The following is a 22,069-nucleotide window of genomic DNA, read 5'->3' as shown; positions in this document are numbered from 1 at the left end:
AGGATTGCGGCCTTGCGCAGTCCGCGCGGTGTTCAGTTGCTGTCGGCAATTCGGGTGCATCGATGTCTCTCCAAGCCGTTTTCGGCGTATTGATCCTGCTGGTAGCTCTGGCGATCATTCCCCTGTCGGTGCTGATGGCAACGGGGTCGCGCAGTCGCGCGTGGGGAGCCCTGAAGGAATACGGTCTGGTCATCGCCGCATTTGCGCTGGTGGGTGTACTAGGGCTTGTCTCCGCGGCCGTCGAGCACGGACCAACTGCTCTGATCAGGCTATTCACCAACGGTTGAGCAACGCGCACTGCGCCGCCGTCTGGTACAGCTCCGCCTCGGACAGCAACTCGTCCGCTTCGGCCTTCACGGCCGTCATCACCTCCGACAACGGGCGCGGCGCGTCCATCCCGTCCAACTGCACCAGCAGGCCAGGCTGCTCGAGCTCGATCTGCGCGACGCGCGCGGCCGCGGCGTCGTCTACCAGTCCGGCCTTGGGCGCGGCACTTCGAGGTCCCTCGCCGGGGACGTCTGGCGGGAGTGGCGGCTCCGCTCCAGCGCCGCCAGCATCCGCTGCTTTCGGCTGGGCTGGCTCTGTTGGTCGCGACGGTGGTGCTGCTGGTGCTGATGCATCCGGTGGGGTCTCCTTTCGAACCGGCACGCGGGCGGCCGGCTGTTGCTCGAGCTGGCGCACGCCCGCCTCGAGATCACGCTGGAACTGGGCAAGCCGCGATTCCGGGCCGAGTTGCTGCTCGAGCGCCGAGACGCGCTGGTCGATCTCGCCGATGCGCTGGGTCGCCTGCTGCGCTTTGGCGTTGCGGTCGATCGCGGCCTCGATGCGCTGCACGCGGGCATCGAAGTCAGCCTGCTGGCCTTGCAGCTGCTTGCGCGCCTCCGTCAGCGCTGCCTTGTAGCTGACGCCCTGCTGCTCCTGGATCTGCTTGGCCAAGGCCTTCGCGCCGGCGTCGCTGGTGTCGGGTGGGCGAGCGCGCAGCTGGCCAAGCTCGGCGCGGGCGTCGCGAATGGCGCCCGGTTCTGCCAGGTCTGCCGCCATCGGCAGCAGATCCGCGCGTTCCGTCTGAAGCGCGTCGATTTGCTCGAGCAACTGGCGGGCCGGTCCCAGCTCGGGCGGCACGATCACGTCGTTGACGCGCACCGGCTGGCCGCTGGCTATCTGGTCAATCGCGCGCGCGAAGGCCTGCTCGTGAGCCGCGTAGGCGCGCCAGTCGTCAGGACGGAACGGGTTGGCGCTGTCGCGCTGGTCGCGCTGCAGCAGCACGCGCGCGGCGTCGGCGACTTCGTCGGACGGGCGCCCCGCCGCTTCCCGCGCGGCGGCCGCCGTGGGTGTCTCATCGCTCGGGACCGGACCGGTGCGGAAGTCCTCGGCCGCGCGCGCCGCGGCGGCGCGGCGATTCACGCGCAGGCCGTGGGCGCCGAATGCGCCCGGGATGAACGTCGACACCGCCAAGCCGACCGGGTCGAAAGGGTCGTACTGTTCGGCCAGGTGCGAGTAGTCGGCTGCCTGGAGGATGGCGCGCACCCCGGCCTGCTGAGCGACGAAGGCGCCGGGTCCGCCGGCGGCCACGAGACCGATCGTCTGTCTCGCTGTCTGGCCAGCCATGGGGAGCGCCACCCCAAGACCCGTCACCGCGCCCACGACGGCGCCGACGGCCGTGCGGGTGCCGAGGTCGACGCCCTGCTGCTTGAGCTCGTCGGAGACCGTCAGGCCCTCGTCCCCGGCCGTGAGCACGCCGCCGACGATCGGACCGCCGGCGGCGATGTATCCCGCCGCCTTGGTGCCGACGCGGGCGAAGTCGAAGACCAGCCGCTCCGACGCGTGGGCGGTCGTGGCGTCCGGCGCGTAGCCCTGCGCCACGCCGCGGAACAGGTCGCCAGCTTCGCTGCTGAAGTCGAGGCCCTGGCGCATGCGCTCGGCGGCGGCCTGGCTGTTCTTGCGCTCCTCCTCGCTCTGGGTGGCGAACATGCCGCGCGCGCTCACCGTCCCGGTGGCGTCAAGGACCTGGCCGAAGGCGCCGACGACGTCGGACAGGAAGGCGCTGCTCTGCGCCGCGCCGGCGGCGACGCCTCGAGGTGCGGCGGTAGACGTGCGCCAGGCGCTGAAGCTGGCCGCCTGGCGCGGCACCGGAGGCGGCCGCAGCGCTTCGTCGCGCAGGTTGGTCAGGGTCTGGGCCTCGAACAGGTCATCGAGCATTCGGGACCTCCACCACGATCGGCTTGCCCTGCGCGTTGGTGGCGATGGATCCGCCGCCCACCACCGCATAGCGACCGCTGCCGACGGTGCGCAGCTGCGCGCTGGGCAGGCCGTTGAGGAAGACCTGCAGGTCCATCGGTTGGCCTCGCACGTACACCTTGCCGTCGGGCAGCTGCTTGGCCAAGTCATCCGGCGGGTATTGGCGCATGCGCGCGTCGAAGTCCTTGCGCTGCACGCCGGCGGGGATGACGACCTGCGTGCCATTCACGTCGGAGAGCTTGCCGCCGACGGCCAGGTCGATGGCGGTGCGCACGTCGCCGTCGCTGCCAGCAGCACCCTCCGCCACCTTGCCCGCCAGGATGTAGCGCGCCGCGTCGGACACCATGGAGGTCTGCTCCGTGTTGCCGTACACGCCCGCGATCGTGGCGTTGATACGCCCCATCCAGCCGTCAACCGGCGTCTTGTCTTCCTTGATGGTCTTGTTCTCCAGCGCAGTGGCGCCCTTAAGCACCAGCTCGGCCACCGGGCGGTCGAAGGTTGTGCGCGATGCGCCGAGACCGAACGCGATCGCAAGCGGCCGGTCCTCCTTGTCCATCAGCGCGGCCAGCGCCTGCGCTTGGCGCGGTGGCATCACCTGCGCCAGCGCCTGGATGGATCGGGCGCGCTGTTCCGGCGGCTGCGTGCGGATGAACCTGGCGACGTTCTGCGCTTCGTCGCTCGTGAACGGCGCGACCGGCCGGCCCGCCCAGGTGCCGACACGGTCGGCCTGCTGCACGCGGGTAGTGAGCTGGGGAATGATTCCCTCCAGCCCGCCCTGCAACTGCAGCGGCGGGAGCTGGGTGATGACGCCGCGCTCCAGGCCAGCGCGCAGCGGGTCACGCTGCAGGTCCTGCTCCGACCCTTGGAGCACCTTCTCGAGCTGCTGGCGGCGCTTGTCCAGCGCGGGGTTGCGGCCGTTCCTCGCGATCTCTCCGTCGAGCTCAGTCAGCATCTGACGTTGCACCGGCACCGGCTGCGCGGCAAGGCCGCCGCTCTCCTGCGCCTGCTTGGCCATGGCCACGATGCCGTTCTGGTACGGCGTGCCGGCGGTCACCTGGATGGCGGAGTCGATGTAGGCCGGGTCCAGCATCGTGCCTTTGTCGGCCTGGCTCACGAAGACGTTGTAGGCGGCCTCGGCGTTCTTGAGCCGCGTCTCCGCCTCGCGCTGCCTGCGCGCCGCCGCCATCTCGTCCTTCTGGTCCAGGCTCAGGCGGTAGGCCTGGATCCGGTCGTTGAGCGTGGCCTTCTTCTGCGGATCGATGTTGGGCAACCCGCCGTTGACCAGTTTCTCCGCCTGATCGAGCCCGGGCCGGCTGTTGCGGGCTCCGCTTACCGCCTCGAAGCCCTGCGTGTACTCGGTGGACTCGCGCCACACCTGCCCCTTGCGTTGGAGTTGCTCGGGCGACAGGCCGCTGAACGGACCCAGCTCGCGCAGCGTCGCCTCGACCATCGCCGAGGCCTTGGCCGGATCGGTGCCGTACTGCCGCGCCTGGTACTCGAGCGTCTGATCGATGCCGGCCTGGATGTCGGACTGGTCGCGCTTGAGGACCGTCTTGCGCACGCCGTTGCCAAGCCGCGCCTGCAGCCCGTCAAGTTCACGCGTGGCCAGGTCCTGGGCCTGCGGCCGCACCTTAGGTGTCGTGTCGGCCAGGATCTGCTTGGCGCGGTCTTGCCAGGCCTGCTCGGCCTGCTCCTTCGGAACGGTGCCGTTGCCGATACCCTCCGCGATCTCATCGTGGGCGTCGCGGAGCTGGTCTTGCCCCTGCTGCACTGCCAGAAGATCGCGTTGGCGCGCCGAAGCCTCGGCCTGCGCGGCGGCCTGGCGCCGCTCCTCCTCGCGGACGCGCGCCTGCTCTCTGAGCTCGTCCATTCCAATGCCGGCGACCGTGCCGCCGAGCTGCTCCATCGCCTGGCCAACCTGGGAGCCGTAGGACGCCGGCGAAGCGTTCGGGCCACGGTAGCCGCCGGGGGTGACGCGGCGCCCGGCGCCGACTGGAATCTGTGCCATGTGTCAGTCTCCGCTGGTGCCGTTGCGCAGGAACCAGTCCATGTTGTTGCCGACGCTCACCGCGCTGCGATCGTTGGTGCCGTTGGGGCCGCGCGCATCCCAGCCCGACAGGCTTCCGCCGGCGAGCTTCATCCCCTGAGACCCCGAGGACAGCAGCGTGTTGAAGGCGGCGATGTTGGACGCCGCACGCGCATTGCGGCCGGCGCGGCGGGTCAGTTCAGCCTGGCCGCGTAGCCCTGCGGCCGAGCGGTTGCCGGTGAGGATCGCCATGGACGCGTCGGTCTCGTAGTCCTGCATGACCTGGCGCTCGGCGTCGAGCGTGCTGCCCGCGCCGATCTTGACGCCAGACGATGCGACGGCCGCCAGCATCTGCCCGCGGGCGGACTCGCCCTGCCGGCGGATCTGCTGCGCCTGCGCTAGGGCGTTGTCCTGCTCGACGAGCGCGGTGTACTCGTCCTGCGCCGCGCTCTCGTTGGCAGCGCGCTGCGCGGCACGGCCCTGCTGCAGCTGACCGCCGATGGCCACGGTCGTGCCCGCGACCAGCATGGAAACTGGATCACACATTGCGCCTCCACTCGAACGCGTAGAACTCCTGGCCGGGCCCGCACGGCACGTCGCCGACGGTGAACCCCAGCCACTGGACGAATCGAATCGCCCGCCGGTTGCGCCGGTGGACGATGTTGGTCAGGTAGGTGAAGCGGCCGCACCAGTCGGCGACCACGCGGGCCGAGACTGCAGCCATGGCGCGCCGCGGCACGCGCTCGAGCGTGCGGGTGCAGAGCATCCATGGGATCGCGGCGCCGGCGGCGGCAGGGTGCGGCACCGCGCCGAACAGGCACACGAGCTCGCCGGCCAGGCGCAGCGCCAGCGGCTGCACGTTGGCGGTCGCACCCTCCACGGTGATGCCGGCGGCCTTGAGTTCGAGCGCGTCGAACTCCGTGATCCGAGCGGCCAGGTCGGCGACGTCGCAAGGGAGTGCGGAAGAGATCGTCAGCATGATCACCCCGTGAAGCTCTCGTCTCGGACGATGGCCAGCACGTGCAGTGGCATCGGGTCGTCCTGGATGATTGAGATCTCCGACACGCCCTTCTTCCAGCCCAGCTTCGTCACGTCCTTGGGGCCGGTGAACGGCATAGGCGGCTTGTCGAGGATGCCGGCGCCGAACACACGCGCGGCCAGCTCGTCCTCATCGCCCTGGTTGTTGCGGATCTTCCCGCCGATGGACTCGAGCAGCAGCATCGAAACGTTGCCCGTGCGCATGGCCTTGCCCTGAGCGCTGCCCTGCATCCCCTGCATCTCTGGCGTGAGCATCTTCCCGTGCGTGCGGAACGGCAGGCCGATCAGCGTTCGCTTGCTGGCCCGCGCCAGCTTGATGGCGCCGTTGGCCGCGACGACTTGGCGCGGCTGCTTGGCGCCGTCGGCGACGATGTCGACTTCCCGGCCCGCAAGGTGGGGCACGCTGAAGTCGGTCTGTCCGGCCGCGTTGTCGATCACGACGCCGCAGTCGACCGTGCAACCGTAGGTCGGACGCGGCACATCCTCGTCGTCGACGGGCGCCGGATCCGGCACGCTGGGGTGCCAGGGCTGGAAGGTGTCGTCCAGGCTTTCGAGGTAGCGCTTCGTCACGCCGTTGACCTGGCGCTGCACGATCAGCCACACCTGGTCGCGATCACCGGTCGGGATGCACGTCACCCACTCGACGAAACCGTCGGTCGTGTGCGGAGCCCAGGCCACGACGCTGGGCTGCTGGTCCCGGTCGATCGTGCACGAGATCAGGCGACCGTTGGCCAGGCAAGCCCAGAGCGTCTGCTCGGCCTCCTGCGCGTAGGCCATGGCCACCACGCCGGACAGCGTGATGCGATCGGACAGAGCCGTGAGGTCCGGCGCGTTGAAGCCGTCGATGTCGTACCGGTAGCCGAGCGCCCGGATCTTGCGGCCAGCGCGCTGCACGAAGAGGTTCTCGCGATTGATCTGCACCGGGCGGACCTGAGCGCAGCCGTGGTTGCTCTCCGGGTCGACGGTGACGTTCGTGGGCGTGATGCTCGGCTTGTTGGCGCCACCGTACATCGTGTACTCGGCGCTTTCGGTCAAGACGATGAGGCGCTTGCCCGCGGAGACGTAGCGGATGGGCGTGGACTCGTCGCTGTCGATCGTGAAGGCGAAGGCGTCGTTGTCGTTGGTCCAGCGTTCGAAGTCGAGCGGCTCGCCGATGCGGCTGCCCCAGACGTTGCGGGGGAACTTCTTCGTTCCCGCAGCGATCAGGCGCTGCTGGTGGATCGCGCCGGTGCGTGGGTAGCCCAGCGTCGCGGACCAGACCGGAGGCTCCAGGCTCCAGCTCAGCGCCGGCGCGGCGACCGTGGCGGCCAGCTCCCGCAGGATGCGCCCGCTGACGACGGTGGCGCTGGTCCAGGCCGTGATCTTCACCAGGCCGCCGTTGATGCGGACCATGCTGCCGACGTCGGCCGCGCGCCAACCGTCCGCGCTCAGCGTCAGCGTGATGATCGAGCCGACTGGATCTGCCTTGCCATCGCTGCCGAGGTCTTGCGGCGTGCACGTGGCTTGCGGGCTGCTGTCGACCGTCCAGTTGCTTGCCGCCAGCACGGTGCCTTGGAACGCTCGTGTGATCTCCACCGTGACGACGGTCGTGCTGGTGAAGGTGGTGATGACGGCAATGCCCGCGTCGCTGAGAACCGCACGGCCGACGTCGGAGGCCAGGAAGGTAGGAGCGCCGGCGGTCAGGGTGCGGCCGGTACCGACGGTGGCCAGGGAGAGCGTACCCGTCGTCGCGGGGATGAAGCCGACCTCGTCGAATGGGATGGTGGAGAACGGCGCGGCCGACAACGCCCAGACGGCGAGCGCTGGGTGCTCCACGCGCTGCGTCGGCACGTTTGGGTGGAACACCCACATCGTGCTGTCCGACTGGCACCAGTCGAGCTCGTAGAGCTGGGCCGAGGTGTAGGGCGATGCGATCTCGATACCGGCGTAGGTGCGGTCAGCGTTGTAGACCCGCATCTTGAGGTGGCCGAACTCGAGGATCCACGCCTGGTCATCGCCCTGCACGAACGGAACGGCGATCGACGAGCGGGCGACGTCCGTGAGCGCGTCCGCGTTGCGGAGGCTGCCCTCACGGCGCTTCCAGCCGCCCTGGATGACAGGGCGTCCGTTTAGGGACAGCTTGAGGCCGAAGCCGTAGCGGTCGATGTCGGTGCGGCCGCGCACCCGCGGCGACAGCTGGCCACTGGTGAAGGCCGTCTGGTTGAGGCTGACCATCGGCATGGCTTACCACCCCCGGCGGTAGCGGTCGTAGCCGCCGCCACCCATGAAGCGCGCCTGCAGCAGCGGGCAGTCGTCCAGCGCGTCCGGAGGATCTTCCTGCCCGTCGACGGAGCGGGCTTGGCGCAGGATCGGCTGGAGCGTGCTCTCCACGAGCTGCTCGACGCCGCCGCTCTGCGTGATCGGGTACGAGAAGATCGCCCGCATGACCAGGGTCATCGTGTGGACCAGCAGCGTGTCCCAGGTGGCGGGCACCTCGTTGCGCCACAGGTAGAGCAGCTTGAGCTCCTTCTGGTCGAAGAGGATCTTGCGGCCCTCGATCTTGTATCCGGGACGCTCGCCCTCCTCGCCCACCGAGATCGTGCGCAGCCAGTCTGCCGGGAGCTGGAACTGGTAGTTCCATCCGAACGCCGGCGCCTGCGCATCCGGAGCGAGGATCACGCGCTTGGTGGCGCAGTTCCAAGGGTGGCTGCGCAGCACGTAGTCGCGGGCAGATTCCCACGTGTTGGCCGCCAGGCGCGACCGATCGGTACCGTCATCGAAGGAGCTGATGGTGGTGTCACCCAGCATCAGCAGCGCGTTCGAGCAGATGGAGACGGGAGTGGCGCTCATTGCCGTGGGCTCCAATGAAAAGCGGGGGCTCGATGGCCCCCGCTTGGGTGAGCTGGCCGGGGAAGGCCAGCAGTCGTTCGATCAACCCGCCTTCGGGCCCAGGTAGTGCAGCTCGAACTCGGCCTGGATGTTGGCCGTCGGCGCGGCGCCGGCGAGCGTGGCATAGACCTCCACGTCGTCCGGCACCACATAGCCGTTGGCCTGGTTCAGCAGCGCGCCCGTGTCCAGGTTCTTGACCAGGCCGGCCGTGGCCACCGATGTCGCGGCCAAGATTCCGGCGGCGTCGATCACCACCTTGGTCTTGGCGTTGCGCACGCCGATCGCCAGCGTGACGCCAGCGCCGAACGCGCCGTTCCAGGCCTTGCCGCTGCGCAGGATGCGCGAGCCCTTCTGGATTGTGGCCAGCAGGAGCGTGTCGTTCTGCGCGTAGGCGGCGACCGCCGGCGTGGTGGCGATCAGGATGCTGACCTTGCCGTGGTCATACGGCGGGTTCTTGATCAGCGGCGAGGCAGCGAGGTTCGCCACCTGCCGCGAGTTGAATTCAGCCATGTCTTTCTCCTTGGAGTTGCGTCAGCTCGTGGGCGATCAGACGTTGTTGGCGAAGTCGATCTGCACGACCTTCTGGTCGTCCTGACGGACCGCGCCCAGCGACATCCAGCCGTAGACCTCGGTGGGGTTGCCACGCTTGGTCTTGTTCTCGCTGATGTCGGTCTTGACGTCGATACCGGTGCCGTACTGCAGCCCGCTCTTGGCCCACGCCACGGTGCGGGAGGTGTTGGCGGCGGGGACGTCCAGCGCGTTGTAGGGGATCCAGTTGTAGCCCAGCCACTTGTCCGCGAGCTTGCCCTCCTGGAGCATCTTCACGGCCATGAAGTCCGCGCTGGTCAGCGTGGTGTCGCTCAGCAGCTGGCGCAGCATCACGCTGTCGTAAGCGATGCTCAGCTCTTCGTCGTTGAACTCGTCGGCCTCGTTGCCGCGGAACAGCGCCTTGGACTGGATCAGCTTTGCCTTGGTGAAGCCCGTGCCGCCGGCGGCGATCTGCTGGCCGGCCGGAATGATGGCCAGCGTCGGCGTGGCGCCTTCGGCATTGCGAGACAGTGCACCGTCGAGCAGGGCTCGGTAGATCGTGCGGTCCTTGCGGCGATTGGTCGCCGCGATCAGCAGGTCCATGTACTTGTAGGTCGGGTCCGCCACCAGCTTGGGCAGGTCGAAGGCGTCGACCACCAGCGGACCGACGTCGAAGTCCGACAGGTAGCACAGGCGCGTCTCGTGGTCGATGTCCTGCGCTTGCTTGTCCTGGTAGCGGCCGTTGACCTGCTGGGCTTCGACCTGGCCGATGTTGTTCGTGGTGAACAACGAGCCGGAGATCATGCCGCGGTCAGTCACGCGGCCTTGGAAGCGGCTGACCTTTTGCTGCAGCTTGAGGAAGAACGAATCGTGGAACTGGATCCGATTCGCGGTGGTGATGGTCGGAGAGGTGGACATGGTGATTCCTCGTTGGAGTCGTCACGCCGTGGTGTCGCGGGTGTCCATGTCGGGCCGCTGTGTCGGCCGCTGCGCTTTGGCGCTGTTTTGCGGGCAGCCGGGCTATCCATCCCGGTATCCGGCTGCCACGCCGGGCGGGTTGGGCGCCAATGTCGCGCCCACCCCGTGGCGGAATCCCGCCAGGCTCACTGTCCGGCGTACTGGCGCTCGTAGCTGGCCTTGACCTTGGCCACGGTCGCCGCGTGCTCCGGATGGTTCGGGCTGTTGTAGGCCTCGCTGCGCATGAGCGCCTCGCGGTTCTCAACGTCCACCTGCGTGACACCCTGCACCGGCTTGTCCTCGCCGAGCTCGCTGCCGACCTTTGCCATCAGCCGGATGAAGTCCGGGTCATTGCCGAACTTCTTGTCCAGCCGCGCGGCGTGGTCCTGGTCCTCTGCGAAGGCCTGCGTGCCCTTGAAGCTGCGCGACAGTCCGGTGCTCATCTGCTGGTCCGTCTGCCAGATCTTGCGCAGCTCGGCGGCGCCAACGTCGGGGCTGTTGCGCTGCTCCTCGAGGAGCTGGATGCGCTGCTGGAACTCGCCGACCAGGTAGGACACCTGGGCGTTGTTGAGACCCCTGGTATGCGCACCCTTCAGGAAGCCGGCGAAGAGCGGATCGTCCTTGAGCGTGTCCATGCTCAGGCCCTGCGGCAGATCGAGCTGGTAGCTGTCGGCGTCCTTGGGCGGCGCCTCGCCCGCGCCCATCCTCTTCTCCAGCGCCGCGTGAGCCTGCGCGACCTTCAGCGATGTCGCTTCGTGGTTCGTCGTCCCGTCCTCGTTTTTGACGAGGTACTTCTCCGGGATGACCTGGGCGGGTTCGTTGCCAGCTGGCGCGGGCGCTCCTGTAGGTGCAGGTCCAGGAGCGGCAGCTGCGCCGCCGGAAGCCATGAGGCTGCCAGGTGCCGGAGCTGCTGCAGCTGGTGCACCGACCGCAGGCGCGGGACCTGGGGCAGCAGCGCCGCCAGCAGGAGCGGGTGCGGGGCCGGGAGCGGCCGGGGCGGCAGCCGCAGCAGGCGGCGCACCGCCGCCGTCAGCAGCGCCATCAGCGCCGGCCTGGTTGAAGTACTTGCGTCGGACATACATCGCGTTGCTCCATGAGAAAGGCCGGCTCACAGGCCGGCCGGTTGGGAATTCGAGGTCGAGGTGGTCAGAGCTGCACTTCCTGCTGCTCGGCGCGGATGGCGAAGGTCGGCGCCGTGCCCGTGCCGGTGCTTGCCGTCTCGATGCGTGCCCAGGTCCCGGCGGCCACCACGCCGTAGAGATTGACCGAGCCGCGGATCTGCTGGCCGACCGAGACCGTCAGCGTGGTGGGCTGGCCGCTGGACCCGCTGATCACGCCGACCTGGCCGGCGCTGCACGCGCTGTTCGTGTAAGTGCGCAAGAACGCGGCGCCTTCGGGCGCCCCGCCGAGCGTGACCGTGGTCGTCACGTCCACGGCATAGGACACGAGCGCGTCGCGCGTGGCGCTGATCTGGAAGCACGAGCTCAGCGCGCGGGACGGACTGGCGAAACTGCGCGTGGTGCCAGCGGTGACGCGGCCCTGCGGGTCGGTAGTGACGCTGCTGTACGTGCCCGCCGTGCCGGCATTGGGCAGGTTGACCGTCATGGTGCCGCTCGTGGTGACCGGCGACCCGATGACGCTCAGCGTGCTGGAGGTCAGGCCCACGCTGGTCACCGTGCCGGATCCGCTGGCGGGCAGCGTGGCAAGGGAGCCGTCGCCGCGGATGTACTGGGCGGTCGTGCCGGCGGGCGCGTTGAACTTGGCGGCCAGGCCAGACGTGAGCGCCGAGGTGGTCGCGTAGCTGGCCAGCGTCGACGCCAGAGCGGCGCTGGTGGTGTAGGCGCTCAGGTCGAGCGTCAGCGTCGTGCCGGACAGAACCAGCTTCGAGTCCAGCGTCGCCAGGAACTGCAGCTTGGCCGTGCCGTCGTACATCAGCAGTCCGTTGGCACCGCCGGTGGGCTTGGGGATCGAGTACTGCTGGACGGAGTTCCCAGTCGGGTCGTACTGCGAGACCACCGGGTCATAGCCCTGGGCGGTTGCCGTCAGGCTGGCCGCCAGCATCAGGGCGGCGGAGATCAGTTTCTTCATGGTCAGGCTCCTTTGGCCGCTGCGATCTGTGCCCAGATGTGCTCGATGACGGCCTTGGTGCCGCAGTTGAATGCGGTCTGGTCGGGCTGTCCGGCGACAAAGGGCGCCTTTGCGAATCGCTCCATCAAGTCCTCGAGGACGCGCTGGCCCTCGGGGAACATGAAGATCGATTCGTAATCGGTGGGGGTGGCGGACATGGCGCGGGGCGCTTACACCGGCTGGGAAGCGCGGTCGAGCGTGGCCTGCACGGACATGGTCTGCAGCTGCTGCTGCTGGGCGGCCTGCTGCTCTTGCTGCTGCGTCTGCTCGCGCTGCTGGCGGTAAGCGATGAGGCCCTTCTCGGTGCGCAACATCTTGGCCGGCGCGCCCAGCGCGTCAGCGGCCAGGCGGATGGACTGCTCGCCGTCGATCAGGTCCAGCGTCTCGGGCTTGCCGAGCTCAGCCATCGTCCCGGCAATCGCGGTGACGCGCTCGATGGCGGTCACGTCCTCGAGCTTCTGGGCACGCGCCAGCGGCGACAGGTACCGGTTGGAGAACTTCACACCGGCGAGCGTCTCGGGCGCGTCGTCGATGAGCACCGGGCCGGGCTCGCCGCCCAGCTCGGGGCGGCCCTGGCGGTACATCATCCCGAACACGCGGTCGATCGTTGGCGCCAGGTCCTCGGACTGGAAGCGGCCGTAGAGCGGGCCCAGCAGCTGGCGGATCAGCGCGACGCGCACGTGCACCTCGGTGGCCGTCATGGCCGGTCCGTCCTGCGGCGCGAGCTGGTCGGCCAGCAGCATGCGGCGAATCTCAGCGCGCAGCTGGTCGGCCTTGGAGAAGGTCACGTTGAAGTCCGCGCCGGTGGGCAGCTCCTTGATGCTGTTGACGCTGTTGGCCACGATGACCGTGCCGCCCTTCACGCGCACGTTGCGCGGGTTGAGAACGCCGTCGTCCTCGGCGATGTAGACGCCGGCGGCCGCGCGGCCCAGCGCGACCTTCTCCAGCGCCAGCAGCGCCTGCAGCTCGCGGATGTTGCCCAGGGCGTTGGACACCGGGCCCAGCGCATACGGCGAGTCCGGCAGCACCATCCAGCGCGGGCAGACGAAGGGCTGCTCGTTGAAGCCGCTCTCGCGCACGACGTTCTTGCCCGCGACCTCGACGTGCACCGACGCGAAGGCCATGTTGCGCGGCAGCTTGGAGCCGGGCGTGTACTTCGTGCGCGGGTAGGTGGCGTGCACGAACTCGTGCTTGGTGCTGCACTTGGCCGTGTCGGCGGCCTGGTCCTTGATCGTCTGGCTGACCTTGTCGCCGTACTCGTTGACGGCCTGCTCGGCGGTCATCTGGAACGAGCGGTAGAGGATGTCGGCCGGGCCGCCCAGCATGCTGCAGGCGATGAAGCACTGGCCCAGCGGGTACTGCAGGAAGAACGGGCGGCCGTTGCGGTCCTCGATGAAGAGCACGAACCAGCCCGCGCACAGCGAGTCGACGATCGCCTCGTACTTCTGGCTGTCGTAGTTGCTCTGGTGGATGGCCAGCCAGACCTCCTCGGCCGCGTGGTCGAGCCAGCGCCGCTCCTCCTCCGTCTCGTCCGGCACGTCGAAGCCCAGCCAGACCGCGTTGGCCGGCGTCATGCCGCCCATCACGTTGGAGGCGAGCATCCGCACGCCGTCGGTGCCGACGTTGTCGAGGATCTCGGTCTTCTTCTGCTGCGCGAAGCTGGCGTCGACGCCGCTGCCGCCCAGGCCTTCCATCCGCTCGGGGTAGGTGAACTCGAAGCAGCTGCGCCAGGCCGGCTCGCTCTTGGCGCGCTCGCCCTTCATCTGCGCCAGGCGCAGGCAGATCTTTTCGGCCAGGGAGGTCATCAGAACGCCTGGATGGGGCGAGAGCCCGAGCGCGAGCCGCCACCACCGACACCGCCCAGCGGGCTGGGCGCGGCCGCGGTGGGCGTTGCGCCGGCGGCCATCAGCGTGCCGCGCAGCATCGTGCCCAAGCCGCGGTTGGTGGGGATGCCGCTGAGCGGGCTCTGGCCGGAGTTGCTGGCGCTCGTCGTGTCGCCGAGCGTGGGCGTCGGCGCGCCCTTGGCGAGCAGGCTGCCCTGCCCGCGCCGGCGGCGCTGATCCTCGGCGAGCTTGCGGTTGGCGGACTGGGCGGCCTCGGCCTCAGCTGCGGATCGCTCGACGGCCGGGTCGGTCGTCGGGACCACCGAGGCCGTCGATGTCTTCGGCGCCAGCGCCTTGGACGCGACCATGCCGCCCACCAGACCGATACCAACGCTCACCGGATCGCACATGGCTCAGTCCTGCGCGTCGAGCATCGCCTGGAACTCGGCGGCATGCTTCTTCTGCCAGTCCTCGTCCGGGCAGATCCAGCCCTGGTTCGTCAGCACCGGAGCGCGCAGCGCGCGCGGGTTGACGTCGACCGCGTTGGGCAGCTCGGTGCCGCCTTCGCCGGCGGCGGTGGTCGGCGTGCGCTCGAGCGGCTGGGTGTTGGGCTTGGGAGCGGCGGCCTGACTGGCGCCGGGCGTGCGGACGTTGCGGGGCGTGGTGGCCATTCGGGGGCTCCTGCGGGTGGTGCCGCCTTCGCCGGCGGCGGTGGAAAGTGCCCGCAATGTCCTCTTGGCCCGATGGCGGAATCCCGCCACCTGCGGCTACGCGTGCTCGCGCAGCACCTGGGAGACGCTAGGCTGCACCAGGCGCGTGGGCAGGTCGGCCAGCGTGGTGCCGCAGCGCTCGCACCACAGCACGATGAGGCAGTGCCCGACCCAGTGCGCCGGCTCGGCCGGCAGGTCGTCGCGGGCGTAGTCCGTGATGGTCTTGCGCCCTACCCCTACCCAGTCGGCGATCGTGCTTGGCGACATGCCGGTGCGCTGTAGGTTGGCGATGACGCGCGGCCAGTCGACGCGGCGCTCGCGGCTGAGGTCGAGAGTGGTCATCGTCCTTCTCCCATCAGCTCGAACGCCGCCTTGCGCAACCGCTGCGCGGCCTGGTCGCCGCGGCTGGCGCGCACGGTGTCGATGTAGCGCTTGCGGGCTTCGTTGCTGGGCATGTCGGCGACGCGGCGTGCTTCCTCGTGGCGCTTGGCGCACTCGGCGCGCCACTCCTCGCTGGCGCTGTCGACCTGGCGTCCATCGATGAGAGTGACGCTCGTCATTCGTCCATATCCTCGTTGACGACGGCCTGAGCGATCTCGTCTATGAGGTCGAACAAGCGTCGCAGCAGATCCAGCAGCATCGACATCACTGGTCTCCGATCGAAGAGACGAAGGCGTGCGCGCGGCGCTCGTCCAGCCACACCTGCAGCGCGGGCCAGAAGGGGGATCGCCGTCCTGGCTGGCGCTTCAGCTGCTCGCCATCGGCGCGCAGCACGGTCACGCCGCAGTACTCGTGGTATTTGAAGGTCCACTCGCGGCCCTTGGCATCCGTGACGAATCCGAGGTCGCACATGCTGACGTGCACCACACGGGCGTTGATCGTGCTCATACCGTCTCCCCCAGCAGGTCCAGCTGCGGCGCCGTGGCGCTGGCCAGCGGCGTGATGCGGATGACGACGCGCGCGCCCTGCGCGTCGGGCTCCATGCGACGGGAGCGCAGCTCGCGCACCCACTTGTCGTCGTCGAAGGCGAAGCCCTTGAGCGAGTCGAGCAGGACCTTGTTGGCGTTGTCGAGGTCGATGCACATCACGCCGTCGTCCCAGGCGTCGCCCAGCTTGCGCTGGCGGCGCTCCCAGTCCTGCGGGCGCTGCGGGTAGAGGTCGATCGCGACGGCCACGCGCCCGGCGATGGGCTGGCGCACGCCGGCCTGGCGGATCTTCCAGCCCACGTCCTGCTTGTAGGCCTTGGCCTCGTCGCTGAGCGTGACGATCGCGCGCTGGTGGCCGCGCGGCACGAACGAGCGCCAGTACCGGTTGGCCGAGATCGGATAGGGCAGCACGAGCTCGATCACAGGCCGCCTCCGACGATGAGGAACCACGCCGAGGCCGCGGCCGCGCCGATCGTGCCGCCGGTCAGCAGGCAGTGCGCCACGCTGGCGAACTCCGGCGGCGAAATGCGCGCGCGGGCGGGATAGGTCCGACCTTGGTTGCAGTTGCCGCTGCAGGGCGGGCAGATGGGGTTTTGTTGTGCGTCGCTCATGCGGGTTCTCCCTGGGGTTGGAGCGAGATCCAGCCGGCCTCGGGCATGTGGCCGCGGCGGCGGAAGCAGCGCGGGATGCCGCGAGCCAGGCCCTGGGCCTCGAGGTGCACGAGCTCGGCGTAGAGCTTCTCGTGGGTGAGGCGGCAGCAGCGGCGCAGCGCGGTGGGCGCGATGGCGCGGTTGGCGCGCGTGAGGAGGTCGAGGACGGTCACCAAGGCTCCTCCTGCGGCTGCTGCTGGGGCAGCTCGCCGGGCGCGCGGCGCTTGGCGACGAACTGCTGCAGCTTGGCGAGGGCCTCGCGGCGGCTCGCTGCGGGGAGCAGGTCCTGCTGGGCGTGACCGAGCAGCTGCGCGTCGGTGCGCTCCTGCAGGTGCTGGGTGATGCGCGGCCAGTCCTTGGGGTCGGCCCAGGCGTGGGCGGAACACAGGTGCACGCGGCCTTCGCCGTTGACGCTCCAGCGCAGGGGGCATCCGACGGCGCGGCACATGAGCGACCTGTCGATGGTCGCGTCGCGATTGACGGCGTCGACGATGGCGTCGTCGCGCTGCTGGGTTCTGCTGCGGTAGCTCATCGGCGATCCTTCGCGGCTTTGTCGAGCCAGTTCGACCAGGTCTGACGCCAGCCCTTGACGCTGCGGCGCGTACCCATGCCCTTGCCGGCGACCCAGTACTGGCGGAATTTCTCGGCCTCGCGGAGCACCTCGCCGGGCTTCCAGCCGAGGGCTTCGGCGTCCACGCCCCACTGCTCGGGGAGGTCCCAGTTGCCGGCGATCGGCACCACGGCCTTGCCGTTGAGGGCTTCGGCATTGCTGCCGTCGAAGGCGGGAGGCGCAGGCGGCGGGGCTGCGCAAGGCGCGGCGCCGCTACCCCCGTCAGGGGGTTTAAGGAATAACTCTCCGTTCCGTTCCCTCTCCGTTCCCTCTCCGTTCCCTCTAAGAGCGTTTTCCGGTGGAATTCCGGGATTTGCTGGCGGAACGTTTTGCGGAATTCCGGCGGAAGCCTCGGCCTTTTCCATCGGAATTGAGGCGTCGAGTCGGGCGGAATTCCAGGCCTCGAAGGTCACTTCCGGTAGTGCCTGCTTACCTTCTGCGAGGCGTGCCTTATTGGTCTTGCGCAGTCGATCCTTGGCGCGCTCGAAGAAGTGCAGCAGCTTGGAGTTCCAGGCCTGGTTCGCCTTCTCGCTGACGACCTCGTGATAGAGGCGTCCGTCGCTGCATTTCACGAATCCGAGCAGCGCCTCGTCGCGGACCTTGCGCCACTCCTTCACGAAGCGTCCGTAGCCGGCGAGATTGGCCAGTTCGATGTCGTCGTCGGGCAGGGATCCGCACGGGACCTGATGCCAAGCGGCGCACCAGAGCAGCACGCCGGCGCGGAATGCATCGCCCGACACCTGGGCGGCGAAGCGGGAGTCGCGCAGCACGCGCACGTCCAGCTCCATGTACTGGAAGTCGCGCAGGTCGACCTCGGCGGCGACGAGCGGAGGCGGGAGTGTGGTGTCGGTCAAGGGCTTGCCTCGGGGTCAGAAGAGCGTGAGCTGGCCGCGCTGGCCCATCTCGCGCCAGTACAGCGGATCAAGGTCCCACGGGTCCTCGTCGCGAGCGCGCCAGACGCCTGGGGCGACCAGCACCGGCTCGGTGATCTGATGCCTGTCCTCGACGTGCTTGGCGACGGGCTCGTCGTTCTCGCGATCCAGGTCGAACCGCGAGCAGACCCACACCCGCTCCTCCGGTCCCCACCAGCACATGTGCGGCTCGAGCACGCGGTCCAGCCGGTAGCAGTAGCAGAAGCCGATGTGACCCACGGGCCGCAGGAAGGTGCCGATGGCGGGCGCCGTCATGCCGGCACCTCGGGAGTCGCGATGCGGTCGAGGTAATGCAGCAGCGCGCGCGTCTCGTCGGCGGTGAGCTGCGCCAGCACGGCGTTGCCGCGGGTGAGCTGCAGGCGGCCGTCGGACCAGAGCGCGCAGGCGAAGGTGGGCTCGGCCTGGCGAGCGGCGCGCGGCTTGGGTGCTGCCGGCGGGACCGCGATGGGCGCGGGCGCTTCAGCGGGCGGCGGCTCCGGTGCTGGTGCCGGCGGCTGGGCCGGCCACGCCTGCAGGGCTGCCTCGTTGGCGCTGGGCGCGGTCGCGCGCGGCGCGTTGGGGGTGAAGTCCGCCGGGTCCTCGGCATCAGCGTCAGCGGCCGGCGCAGGTGCTGCTGCCGGCGCGCCGGTGCCCAGCGACCACTGCCGCCAGCGCTGTCCGGGCGCCTTCGTGCGCGAGATCAGGCCGGCCGTGACAGCGGTCATGAGGCACGGGCCCATGGACAGCGGATCAACATCGATGGCCTCGGCCAGCTCGCCGGTCGAGTATTTCTTGCCCAGCGGCTGGGTGCGCAGGTACGCCAGCGCGCGGAAGGGGATCGTGCCGGGCTGTGGTGTGTAGGCGGCGGTCACGATGTCTTCCCCTCGATGTGCGCGATCAGGCCGCGCAGCGCCGTCTCGGCCCTGTCGCACTTCTCCTCGTCGAAGTACGGGATCAGGACGTGGCCGGTCGAGGTGTCGCCGGGCGTGCAGCTCTCGAGAGCAGCAAGAGCTGTCCTCATGGCCTCCAGCATCTCCAGGAAGAAGTTGGCGCTGAAGGCGTTGCGGAACGCGTTGCGCTGCTCGTAGGGAACGTCGTGCTCGGTCTCCCAGGGCATGCGCTCGGCGTCCTGGGCGAGCTTGAGCAAGGTCGGTGCCGTCATGACGCCCTCGCCTTCAGCATCGCGTCCGCGATTGCGTAGGCGGCCTTCGCCATGGGCTTCGGATCGCCTGTACCGCGCGCGATCAGCGGGGACAGAGCCTGGGCGGCGAAGAAGTCGCGCAGCGACATGCCGTAGCTGGCCGCGTAGACCTGACCGTTGTTGCCCGTCTCGGCGATCGGGAACGCCGGGCCGCCGTCGTTGATGGGCGCGCTCATGCCAGTGCCCTTTCCGCCTGCAGCTCCTCGAGGAGCGTGAAGCGATGGCGGCCCGCGAGCCACTGCGTGATGGCGGTGTTGCCGCAGACGTCCTCGAAGAGGTGGATCTGCTCGGCGGGCAGGCTGCGCCTGGTCGGCAGGTCGTCGTCGTTGAGGTAGTCGCTGACGTGCTGGCGGGTGAAGCCGTGGTCACGGCCCAGGTCCGACACGCGCAGCCCCTTGGCGCGGCGCAGCGCCCAGCACAGGCGCACCGCGGCGCGGTAGCAGCGGATGTGCTTGAGCAGGGACGGGGGAACAACGCTCGGCGCGTCAATGCGTCCGAGCAGCGGAAGAGTGTGTTGCAAGGTGGCCTCCTTGAACGGGTTGAGGAAATGCGATGGCTGCACCGGTTGATGCACCGGTTGGGCCGCGCAGACGATGAAGGCTCGATAGGTCAGTCCTTCCAGCTGGGCCCAACCCGCCGCACCACCGCGAACGGAGGCCACCGCCATGACGGCGGAGCGACGGGAGGACACAGCTGGAAAGAGACGAATGAAGCGAGAGATCAACCAGGCCGACATGGACTGGGCGCATGCCAAGGTGCTCGAGCTCTTCGAGCTGGTCGCGCGCCGCCTGGCCGGCGCAGGCGAGCCGGAGCTGGCGCAGCAGCTGAGGGCGTGGAGGTGAGCGCGCATGGGTCAGACCTCGGCGAACAGCGGCGCATCGGCGGCGAGGCGCTGCGCCGCTCGCTGGGCGTGTCCGGGAACCAGCTCGCACGCCACCGCGTCCAGACCCTCAGCCCTGGCCACCACGAGGTCCGAGCCGCTGCCGCCGAACGGCACGACGAAGGAACCGCCGGGCGGCACGCTGTAGCGGATCAGCGGAGCCAGCAGTTCCAGCGGTTTCTGCGTCGGATGGATCGCGCGGCCATGCTCGTTGCGCACCTCCAGCACACTGGTCATCAGGCGCGGGCCACCGTCTTCGCTGACGTAATGACCGGCCTCGATGTGCCCGGTATGGGTCGGACGAGACTTGCGGCGCACCGTGCGCGCGATTGCGTCGCGGGTGTATTGGGGCTGGTGGTAGACGTCGCCCCAGGCGCCTCGGTAGAACAGCACCGCGTGCTCGTGCACACGGCGGAAGCGGTCGGCGTGGAATCCGGTCCCGTTCTGCTTCTTCCAGACGATGTCCTGGCTGTAGCGGAAGCCGTGCTCCTCCATTTCGGCGAAGGTCTTCGCCAGGAAGCGGATCGAGCCGAACACCCAGATGCTGGCGACTGGCTTCAGCACGCGTGCCACCGCCGGGATCCAACCCTTGACGGGGTTGTCCCAGTCGAGCGAGGTGTCACCGTAGGGCGGATCTGCCATACACGCGTCGAACGAGCCCTCAGGCATGCCGGCCAGCAGCTCGCGGCAGTCGCCCTCAAGGATGCGGGTCACCACGCCTCACTCCTGCGCGGCGTCGGCGGTCGCCAGCTCGGCCAGCGCGATCGGGTTCTCGCGCACGACCGCCCAGTCGACGTCCGGGCGCAGGTCCTCGCACAGCACCGCCTCGCCTCCAGCTGCGGCGACCGCCGCGCGCGTTGCGCGCTCGATGGATGGGCACAGCTCCGCCGGCACATTGCGCTCGCCCTTCAGCAGTTGGCTCACGAATTGCGGGCTGCGCTCGATTGCAGCGGCCAGCTTGGCCCCACCCCCGACGATGTCGATGGCGCGCTTGACGTGCTCGTTCATTGCGGCTCCAAGTAAAGCATTGCTGTACATGATGCATCAAGCATTGCCGTATTGCAAGGCGGCTCCGGACAATCAAGCGATGCTTGACGAGAAGACCAGCACGGCGGACGCCCTTCGGGAGCGTTTCGTCGCCCTGTTTGAGACCTGGAAGACTGCGGAGCGTGGCCGCAGCCAGGCGGAGTTCGCGCGCCTGTGTGCGCGGCTCTCGGGGCGCCCGTGCTCGCCGCAGGCGGTCTCCGAGTGGCGGCGCACTGGCCGCATGGACAAGGCGTGGATTCCCGTGGTCGAGCAACTGCTCGGTGCGAGCCTCGGATTCAGCGCGACCACCCTATCCACGGGGGTAGCTCAATACGCGAGCCTCAAGGCAGAAACAGTCGACGGCATAAGACCGTTTGATTGGGAGCTGCTCGTGAATACAAAAGACTTACCAACTCTTTTCTCTGTCGCGATGAATGACGATTCCATGGCGCCTCGGGTGCGCGCCGGGGACAAACTCGTCTTCAACACCTCGATCGCGAATAACCCGCGTCCTGGCGATGGTGTGCTCGTGAAGGACATGGCCGATGAGGTCTACTTCCGGCTATTCCGTTCCGGGCGCCAAGGTCATTGGGAGGCGCACGCGATGAATCCCGCCTACGCGGCGCTGGACAGCGAGAGGGATGGCCTGCGCATACTCGCAGTACTAACGGCCGTGGAGGCCCGATGGGGGTGAAAGCATGGAAGGCAATGGCAACATTCGGCGCGTGCTTCGAGGAGCAGTTTGGGTTCTCTGGGCACTTATTAGTTTCTCGATCGCGCGTGCATTCGCTCCGGCGATTGGCGTGCCGTTCGCGATCGGACTTTGGTTATGCCTGATGGCTGCGCCTAAATATCTTCCGTTGGCGCTGCGCCAAGCGCGCCACACGATTCGCGAAAACTGGTAGACAAGCGCGCCCGGAGCATCCGGGTGATGAGGGAGAGAGAAATGGCAACGATCGTTCTCGGAAACAACCGGTACATCAACTGCGGATCCGCCGTGACTATGTATGGGACGGAACTATTCAACCTGCGCGAGGTCGGAGAAAATGGTCAGATAGTTGTCGACTTTGATGTACTCGATAAGGACGGAAGACGCCTGATTCGGGTGAAGAAAAATCAAGTTGTCGATAGCGCGGATGGGGTTTCGATTGAGGTCAAGCCTGGCTCCGTCAAGGCCATATCGGCAGATGGAAACAAAATCGCGAGCGCGCGAATTCTGGATGAGAACACCGTAGCCGTGACTGGGTTGTTCTGGGTGAATGGTGTGTGCTGTGAAATCACAGAAAAGCAGATGAGTGTCGCGGGCCTATCAATAAGCGGTAGCACCTTCCGGGACACCCCATCTGCTCTAGTCCTTCGATGAAGGCGCCAACTACACCCCCGTCACAGTGCAGTGAGAGACGATCGCCTGCCTTTCAAATCTGCCCGTTGGGGCGGCGAATAGGTTGATGGCGCGCGGCATGCGAAAGTTGGCCCGCAGGATGTGGGATCCGCTGCGCAGCTTCAGGGGGCTGTAGATGAAGTAATCCCCCCCGACGATGGGCAGTCCA

33 protein-coding genes are annotated in these 22,069 nt (G+C 68.4%); 4 read left to right on the top strand and 29 right to left on the bottom strand.

Going from position 1 to position 22,069, the window contains the following annotated elements; translation table 11 throughout:
- Positions 1-62 precede the first annotated feature (62 nt).
- Positions 63-287 (top strand): hypothetical protein, encoded by a 225-nt coding sequence (locus CDN99_RS28135; RefSeq protein WP_141100674.1) that lies wholly within the window; start codon positions 63-65, stop codon positions 285-287.
- On the opposite strand, the gene CDN99_RS06675 is transcribed toward CDN99_RS28135, so the two are convergent.
- The 27 genes from CDN99_RS06675 to CDN99_RS06545 all read right to left on the bottom strand — a co-directional run bounded on the left by CDN99_RS06675 (position 274) and on the right by CDN99_RS06545 (position 19,133).
- Complete coding sequence (locus CDN99_RS06675) at positions 274-2,199, bottom strand: hypothetical protein (RefSeq protein ID WP_088383880.1); 1,926 nt, start codon at positions 2,197-2,199, stop codon at positions 274-276. The two genes, CDN99_RS28135 and CDN99_RS06675, sit on opposite strands and share 14 nt — an antisense overlap.
- Entirely contained in the window at positions 2,189-4,246 is a 2,058-nt protein-coding gene (locus CDN99_RS06670) for a hypothetical protein (RefSeq protein WP_141100673.1), read from the bottom strand. The genes CDN99_RS06675 and CDN99_RS06670 overlap by 11 nt, the downstream gene beginning before the upstream one ends.
- Positions 4,247-4,249: 3 nt before the next feature.
- Positions 4,250-4,810, bottom strand: coding sequence for a hypothetical protein (locus CDN99_RS06665; RefSeq protein ID WP_141100672.1), 561 nt, complete (start codon positions 4,808-4,810; stop codon positions 4,250-4,252).
- Positions 4,803-5,243: a hypothetical protein gene (locus tag CDN99_RS06660; protein WP_088383874.1), complete on the bottom strand. Its 441-nt coding sequence runs from the start codon at positions 5,241-5,243 to the stop codon at positions 4,803-4,805. Before CDN99_RS06660 ends, CDN99_RS06665 begins: the two co-directional genes overlap by 8 nt.
- Positions 5,244-5,245: 2 nt before the next feature.
- Complete coding sequence (locus CDN99_RS06655; RefSeq protein WP_088383872.1) at positions 5,246-7,522, bottom strand: phage tail protein; 2,277 nt, start codon at positions 7,520-7,522, stop codon at positions 5,246-5,248.
- A 3-nt stretch (positions 7,523-7,525) separates the two neighbouring features.
- Positions 7,526-8,131 (bottom strand): phage connector family protein, encoded by a 606-nt coding sequence (locus CDN99_RS06650; RefSeq protein WP_088383870.1) that lies wholly within the window; start codon positions 8,129-8,131, stop codon positions 7,526-7,528.
- 81 nt (positions 8,132-8,212) lie between these two features.
- Positions 8,213-8,680, bottom strand: a complete 468-nt coding sequence (locus CDN99_RS06645; RefSeq protein WP_088383868.1) for a hypothetical protein — start codon at positions 8,678-8,680, stop codon at positions 8,213-8,215.
- 36 nt (positions 8,681-8,716) lie between these two features.
- Complete coding sequence (locus CDN99_RS06640; RefSeq protein ID WP_088383866.1) at positions 8,717-9,616, bottom strand: phage capsid protein; 900 nt, start codon at positions 9,614-9,616, stop codon at positions 8,717-8,719.
- Positions 9,617-9,801: 185 nt separating this feature from the next.
- A complete protein-coding gene (locus CDN99_RS06635; RefSeq protein WP_158218769.1) occupies positions 9,802-10,542 on the bottom strand; it encodes a hypothetical protein in 741 nt (246 codons plus the stop codon).
- Positions 10,543-10,801: 259 nt separating this feature from the next.
- Positions 10,802-11,743 carry a hypothetical protein gene (locus CDN99_RS06630; protein ID WP_088383862.1) on the bottom strand — a complete coding sequence of 314 codons (942 nt, stop codon included), beginning with the start codon at positions 11,741-11,743 and terminating at the stop codon, positions 10,802-10,804.
- Positions 11,744-11,745: 2 nt separating this feature from the next.
- Positions 11,746-11,940, bottom strand: coding sequence for a Bbp19 family protein (locus CDN99_RS06625; protein WP_088383860.1), 195 nt, complete (start codon positions 11,938-11,940; stop codon positions 11,746-11,748).
- Positions 11,941-11,952: 12 nt separating this feature from the next.
- Entirely contained in the window at positions 11,953-13,587 is a 1,635-nt protein-coding gene (locus CDN99_RS06620; RefSeq protein ID WP_088383858.1) for a portal protein, read from the bottom strand.
- The gene (locus tag CDN99_RS06615; RefSeq protein WP_088383856.1) at positions 13,587-14,015 is read right to left on the bottom strand and encodes a hypothetical protein; all 429 of its coding nucleotides are present in this window, start codon (positions 14,013-14,015) and stop codon (positions 13,587-13,589) included. The genes CDN99_RS06620 and CDN99_RS06615 overlap by 1 nt, the downstream gene beginning before the upstream one ends.
- Before the next feature lie 3 nt (positions 14,016-14,018).
- Positions 14,019-14,276, bottom strand: a complete 258-nt coding sequence (locus tag CDN99_RS06610; RefSeq protein ID WP_088383854.1) for a hypothetical protein — start codon at positions 14,274-14,276, stop codon at positions 14,019-14,021.
- 96 nt (positions 14,277-14,372) lie between these two features.
- Positions 14,373-14,657, bottom strand: coding sequence for a hypothetical protein (locus CDN99_RS06605; RefSeq protein ID WP_088383852.1), 285 nt, complete (start codon positions 14,655-14,657; stop codon positions 14,373-14,375).
- Complete coding sequence (locus CDN99_RS06600; RefSeq protein ID WP_088383849.1) at positions 14,654-14,875, bottom strand: DUF7696 family protein; 222 nt, start codon at positions 14,873-14,875, stop codon at positions 14,654-14,656. Before CDN99_RS06600 ends, CDN99_RS06605 begins: the two co-directional genes overlap by 4 nt.
- 85 nt (positions 14,876-14,960) lie before the next feature.
- Positions 14,961-15,203 carry a hypothetical protein gene (locus CDN99_RS06595; RefSeq protein ID WP_088383847.1) on the bottom strand — a complete coding sequence of 81 codons (243 nt, stop codon included), beginning with the start codon at positions 15,201-15,203 and terminating at the stop codon, positions 14,961-14,963.
- Positions 15,200-15,664 (bottom strand): RusA family crossover junction endodeoxyribonuclease, encoded by a 465-nt coding sequence (locus tag CDN99_RS06590; RefSeq protein WP_088383845.1) that lies wholly within the window; start codon positions 15,662-15,664, stop codon positions 15,200-15,202. The genes CDN99_RS06595 and CDN99_RS06590 overlap by 4 nt, the downstream gene beginning before the upstream one ends.
- Positions 15,661-15,852: a hypothetical protein gene (locus tag CDN99_RS06585; RefSeq protein WP_088383843.1), complete on the bottom strand. Its 192-nt coding sequence runs from the start codon at positions 15,850-15,852 to the stop codon at positions 15,661-15,663. Before CDN99_RS06585 ends, CDN99_RS06590 begins: the two co-directional genes overlap by 4 nt.
- The gene (locus CDN99_RS06580) at positions 15,849-16,064 is read right to left on the bottom strand and encodes a hypothetical protein (RefSeq protein WP_141100671.1); all 216 of its coding nucleotides are present in this window, start codon (positions 16,062-16,064) and stop codon (positions 15,849-15,851) included. Before CDN99_RS06580 ends, CDN99_RS06585 begins: the two co-directional genes overlap by 4 nt.
- The gene (locus CDN99_RS06575; protein ID WP_088383839.1) at positions 16,061-16,423 is read right to left on the bottom strand and encodes a hypothetical protein; all 363 of its coding nucleotides are present in this window, start codon (positions 16,421-16,423) and stop codon (positions 16,061-16,063) included. The genes CDN99_RS06580 and CDN99_RS06575 overlap by 4 nt, the downstream gene beginning before the upstream one ends.
- Complete coding sequence (locus CDN99_RS06570) at positions 16,420-17,355, bottom strand: DUF1376 domain-containing protein (RefSeq protein WP_088383837.1); 936 nt, start codon at positions 17,353-17,355, stop codon at positions 16,420-16,422. Before CDN99_RS06570 ends, CDN99_RS06575 begins: the two co-directional genes overlap by 4 nt.
- Before the next feature lie 15 nt (positions 17,356-17,370).
- The gene (locus tag CDN99_RS06565; protein ID WP_088383835.1) at positions 17,371-17,688 is read right to left on the bottom strand and encodes a hypothetical protein; all 318 of its coding nucleotides are present in this window, start codon (positions 17,686-17,688) and stop codon (positions 17,371-17,373) included.
- Positions 17,685-18,284, bottom strand: coding sequence for a hypothetical protein (locus tag CDN99_RS06560; protein ID WP_088383833.1), 600 nt, complete (start codon positions 18,282-18,284; stop codon positions 17,685-17,687). Before CDN99_RS06560 ends, CDN99_RS06565 begins: the two co-directional genes overlap by 4 nt.
- Positions 18,281-18,574 (bottom strand): hypothetical protein, encoded by a 294-nt coding sequence (locus CDN99_RS06555; protein WP_088383831.1) that lies wholly within the window; start codon positions 18,572-18,574, stop codon positions 18,281-18,283. The genes CDN99_RS06560 and CDN99_RS06555 overlap by 4 nt, the downstream gene beginning before the upstream one ends.
- Positions 18,571-18,789 (bottom strand): hypothetical protein, encoded by a 219-nt coding sequence (locus CDN99_RS06550; protein ID WP_088383829.1) that lies wholly within the window; start codon positions 18,787-18,789, stop codon positions 18,571-18,573. The genes CDN99_RS06555 and CDN99_RS06550 overlap by 4 nt, the downstream gene beginning before the upstream one ends.
- Positions 18,786-19,133: a hypothetical protein gene (locus tag CDN99_RS06545; protein ID WP_141100670.1), complete on the bottom strand. Its 348-nt coding sequence runs from the start codon at positions 19,131-19,133 to the stop codon at positions 18,786-18,788. The genes CDN99_RS06550 and CDN99_RS06545 overlap by 4 nt, the downstream gene beginning before the upstream one ends.
- A 187-nt stretch (positions 19,134-19,320) precedes the next feature.
- Between CDN99_RS06545 and CDN99_RS29510 the strand changes: the two genes are divergently transcribed.
- Entirely contained in the window at positions 19,321-19,455 is a 135-nt protein-coding gene (locus CDN99_RS29510; RefSeq protein WP_259374712.1) for a hypothetical protein, read from the top strand.
- Positions 19,456-19,466: 11 nt separating this feature from the next.
- On the opposite strand, the gene CDN99_RS06540 is transcribed toward CDN99_RS29510, so the two are convergent.
- Both CDN99_RS06540 and CDN99_RS06535 read right to left on the bottom strand, forming a co-directional pair.
- Positions 19,467-20,210 carry a DNA-methyltransferase gene (locus tag CDN99_RS06540; RefSeq protein ID WP_238139401.1) on the bottom strand — a complete coding sequence of 248 codons (744 nt, stop codon included), beginning with the start codon at positions 20,208-20,210 and terminating at the stop codon, positions 19,467-19,469.
- Positions 20,211-20,213: 3 nt separating this feature from the next.
- Positions 20,214-20,501, bottom strand: a complete 288-nt coding sequence (locus CDN99_RS06535) for a transcriptional regulator (protein WP_088383825.1) — start codon at positions 20,499-20,501, stop codon at positions 20,214-20,216.
- 28 nt (positions 20,502-20,529) lie between these two features.
- Here CDN99_RS06535 and CDN99_RS06530 point away from each other — a divergent pair, with 28 nt between their 5' ends.
- Together CDN99_RS06530 and CDN99_RS28130 are read left to right on the top strand one after the other, a co-directional pair.
- On the top strand, positions 20,530-21,213 hold the full coding sequence (locus tag CDN99_RS06530; RefSeq protein ID WP_158218768.1) for a S24 family peptidase: 684 nt from the start codon (positions 20,530-20,532) through the stop codon (positions 21,211-21,213).
- Positions 21,214-21,465: 252 nt separating this feature from the next.
- Complete coding sequence (locus CDN99_RS28130; protein ID WP_141100668.1) at positions 21,466-21,882, top strand: hypothetical protein; 417 nt, start codon at positions 21,466-21,468, stop codon at positions 21,880-21,882.
- Positions 21,883-22,069: the final 187 nt, after the last annotated feature.

Source organism: Roseateles aquatilis, from assembly GCF_002205645.1.
Taxonomy (GTDB): Bacteria; Pseudomonadota; Gammaproteobacteria; order Burkholderiales; family Burkholderiaceae_C; genus Roseateles; species Roseateles aquatilis.
This window is presented reverse-complemented; position numbering and strand designations above follow the sequence as displayed.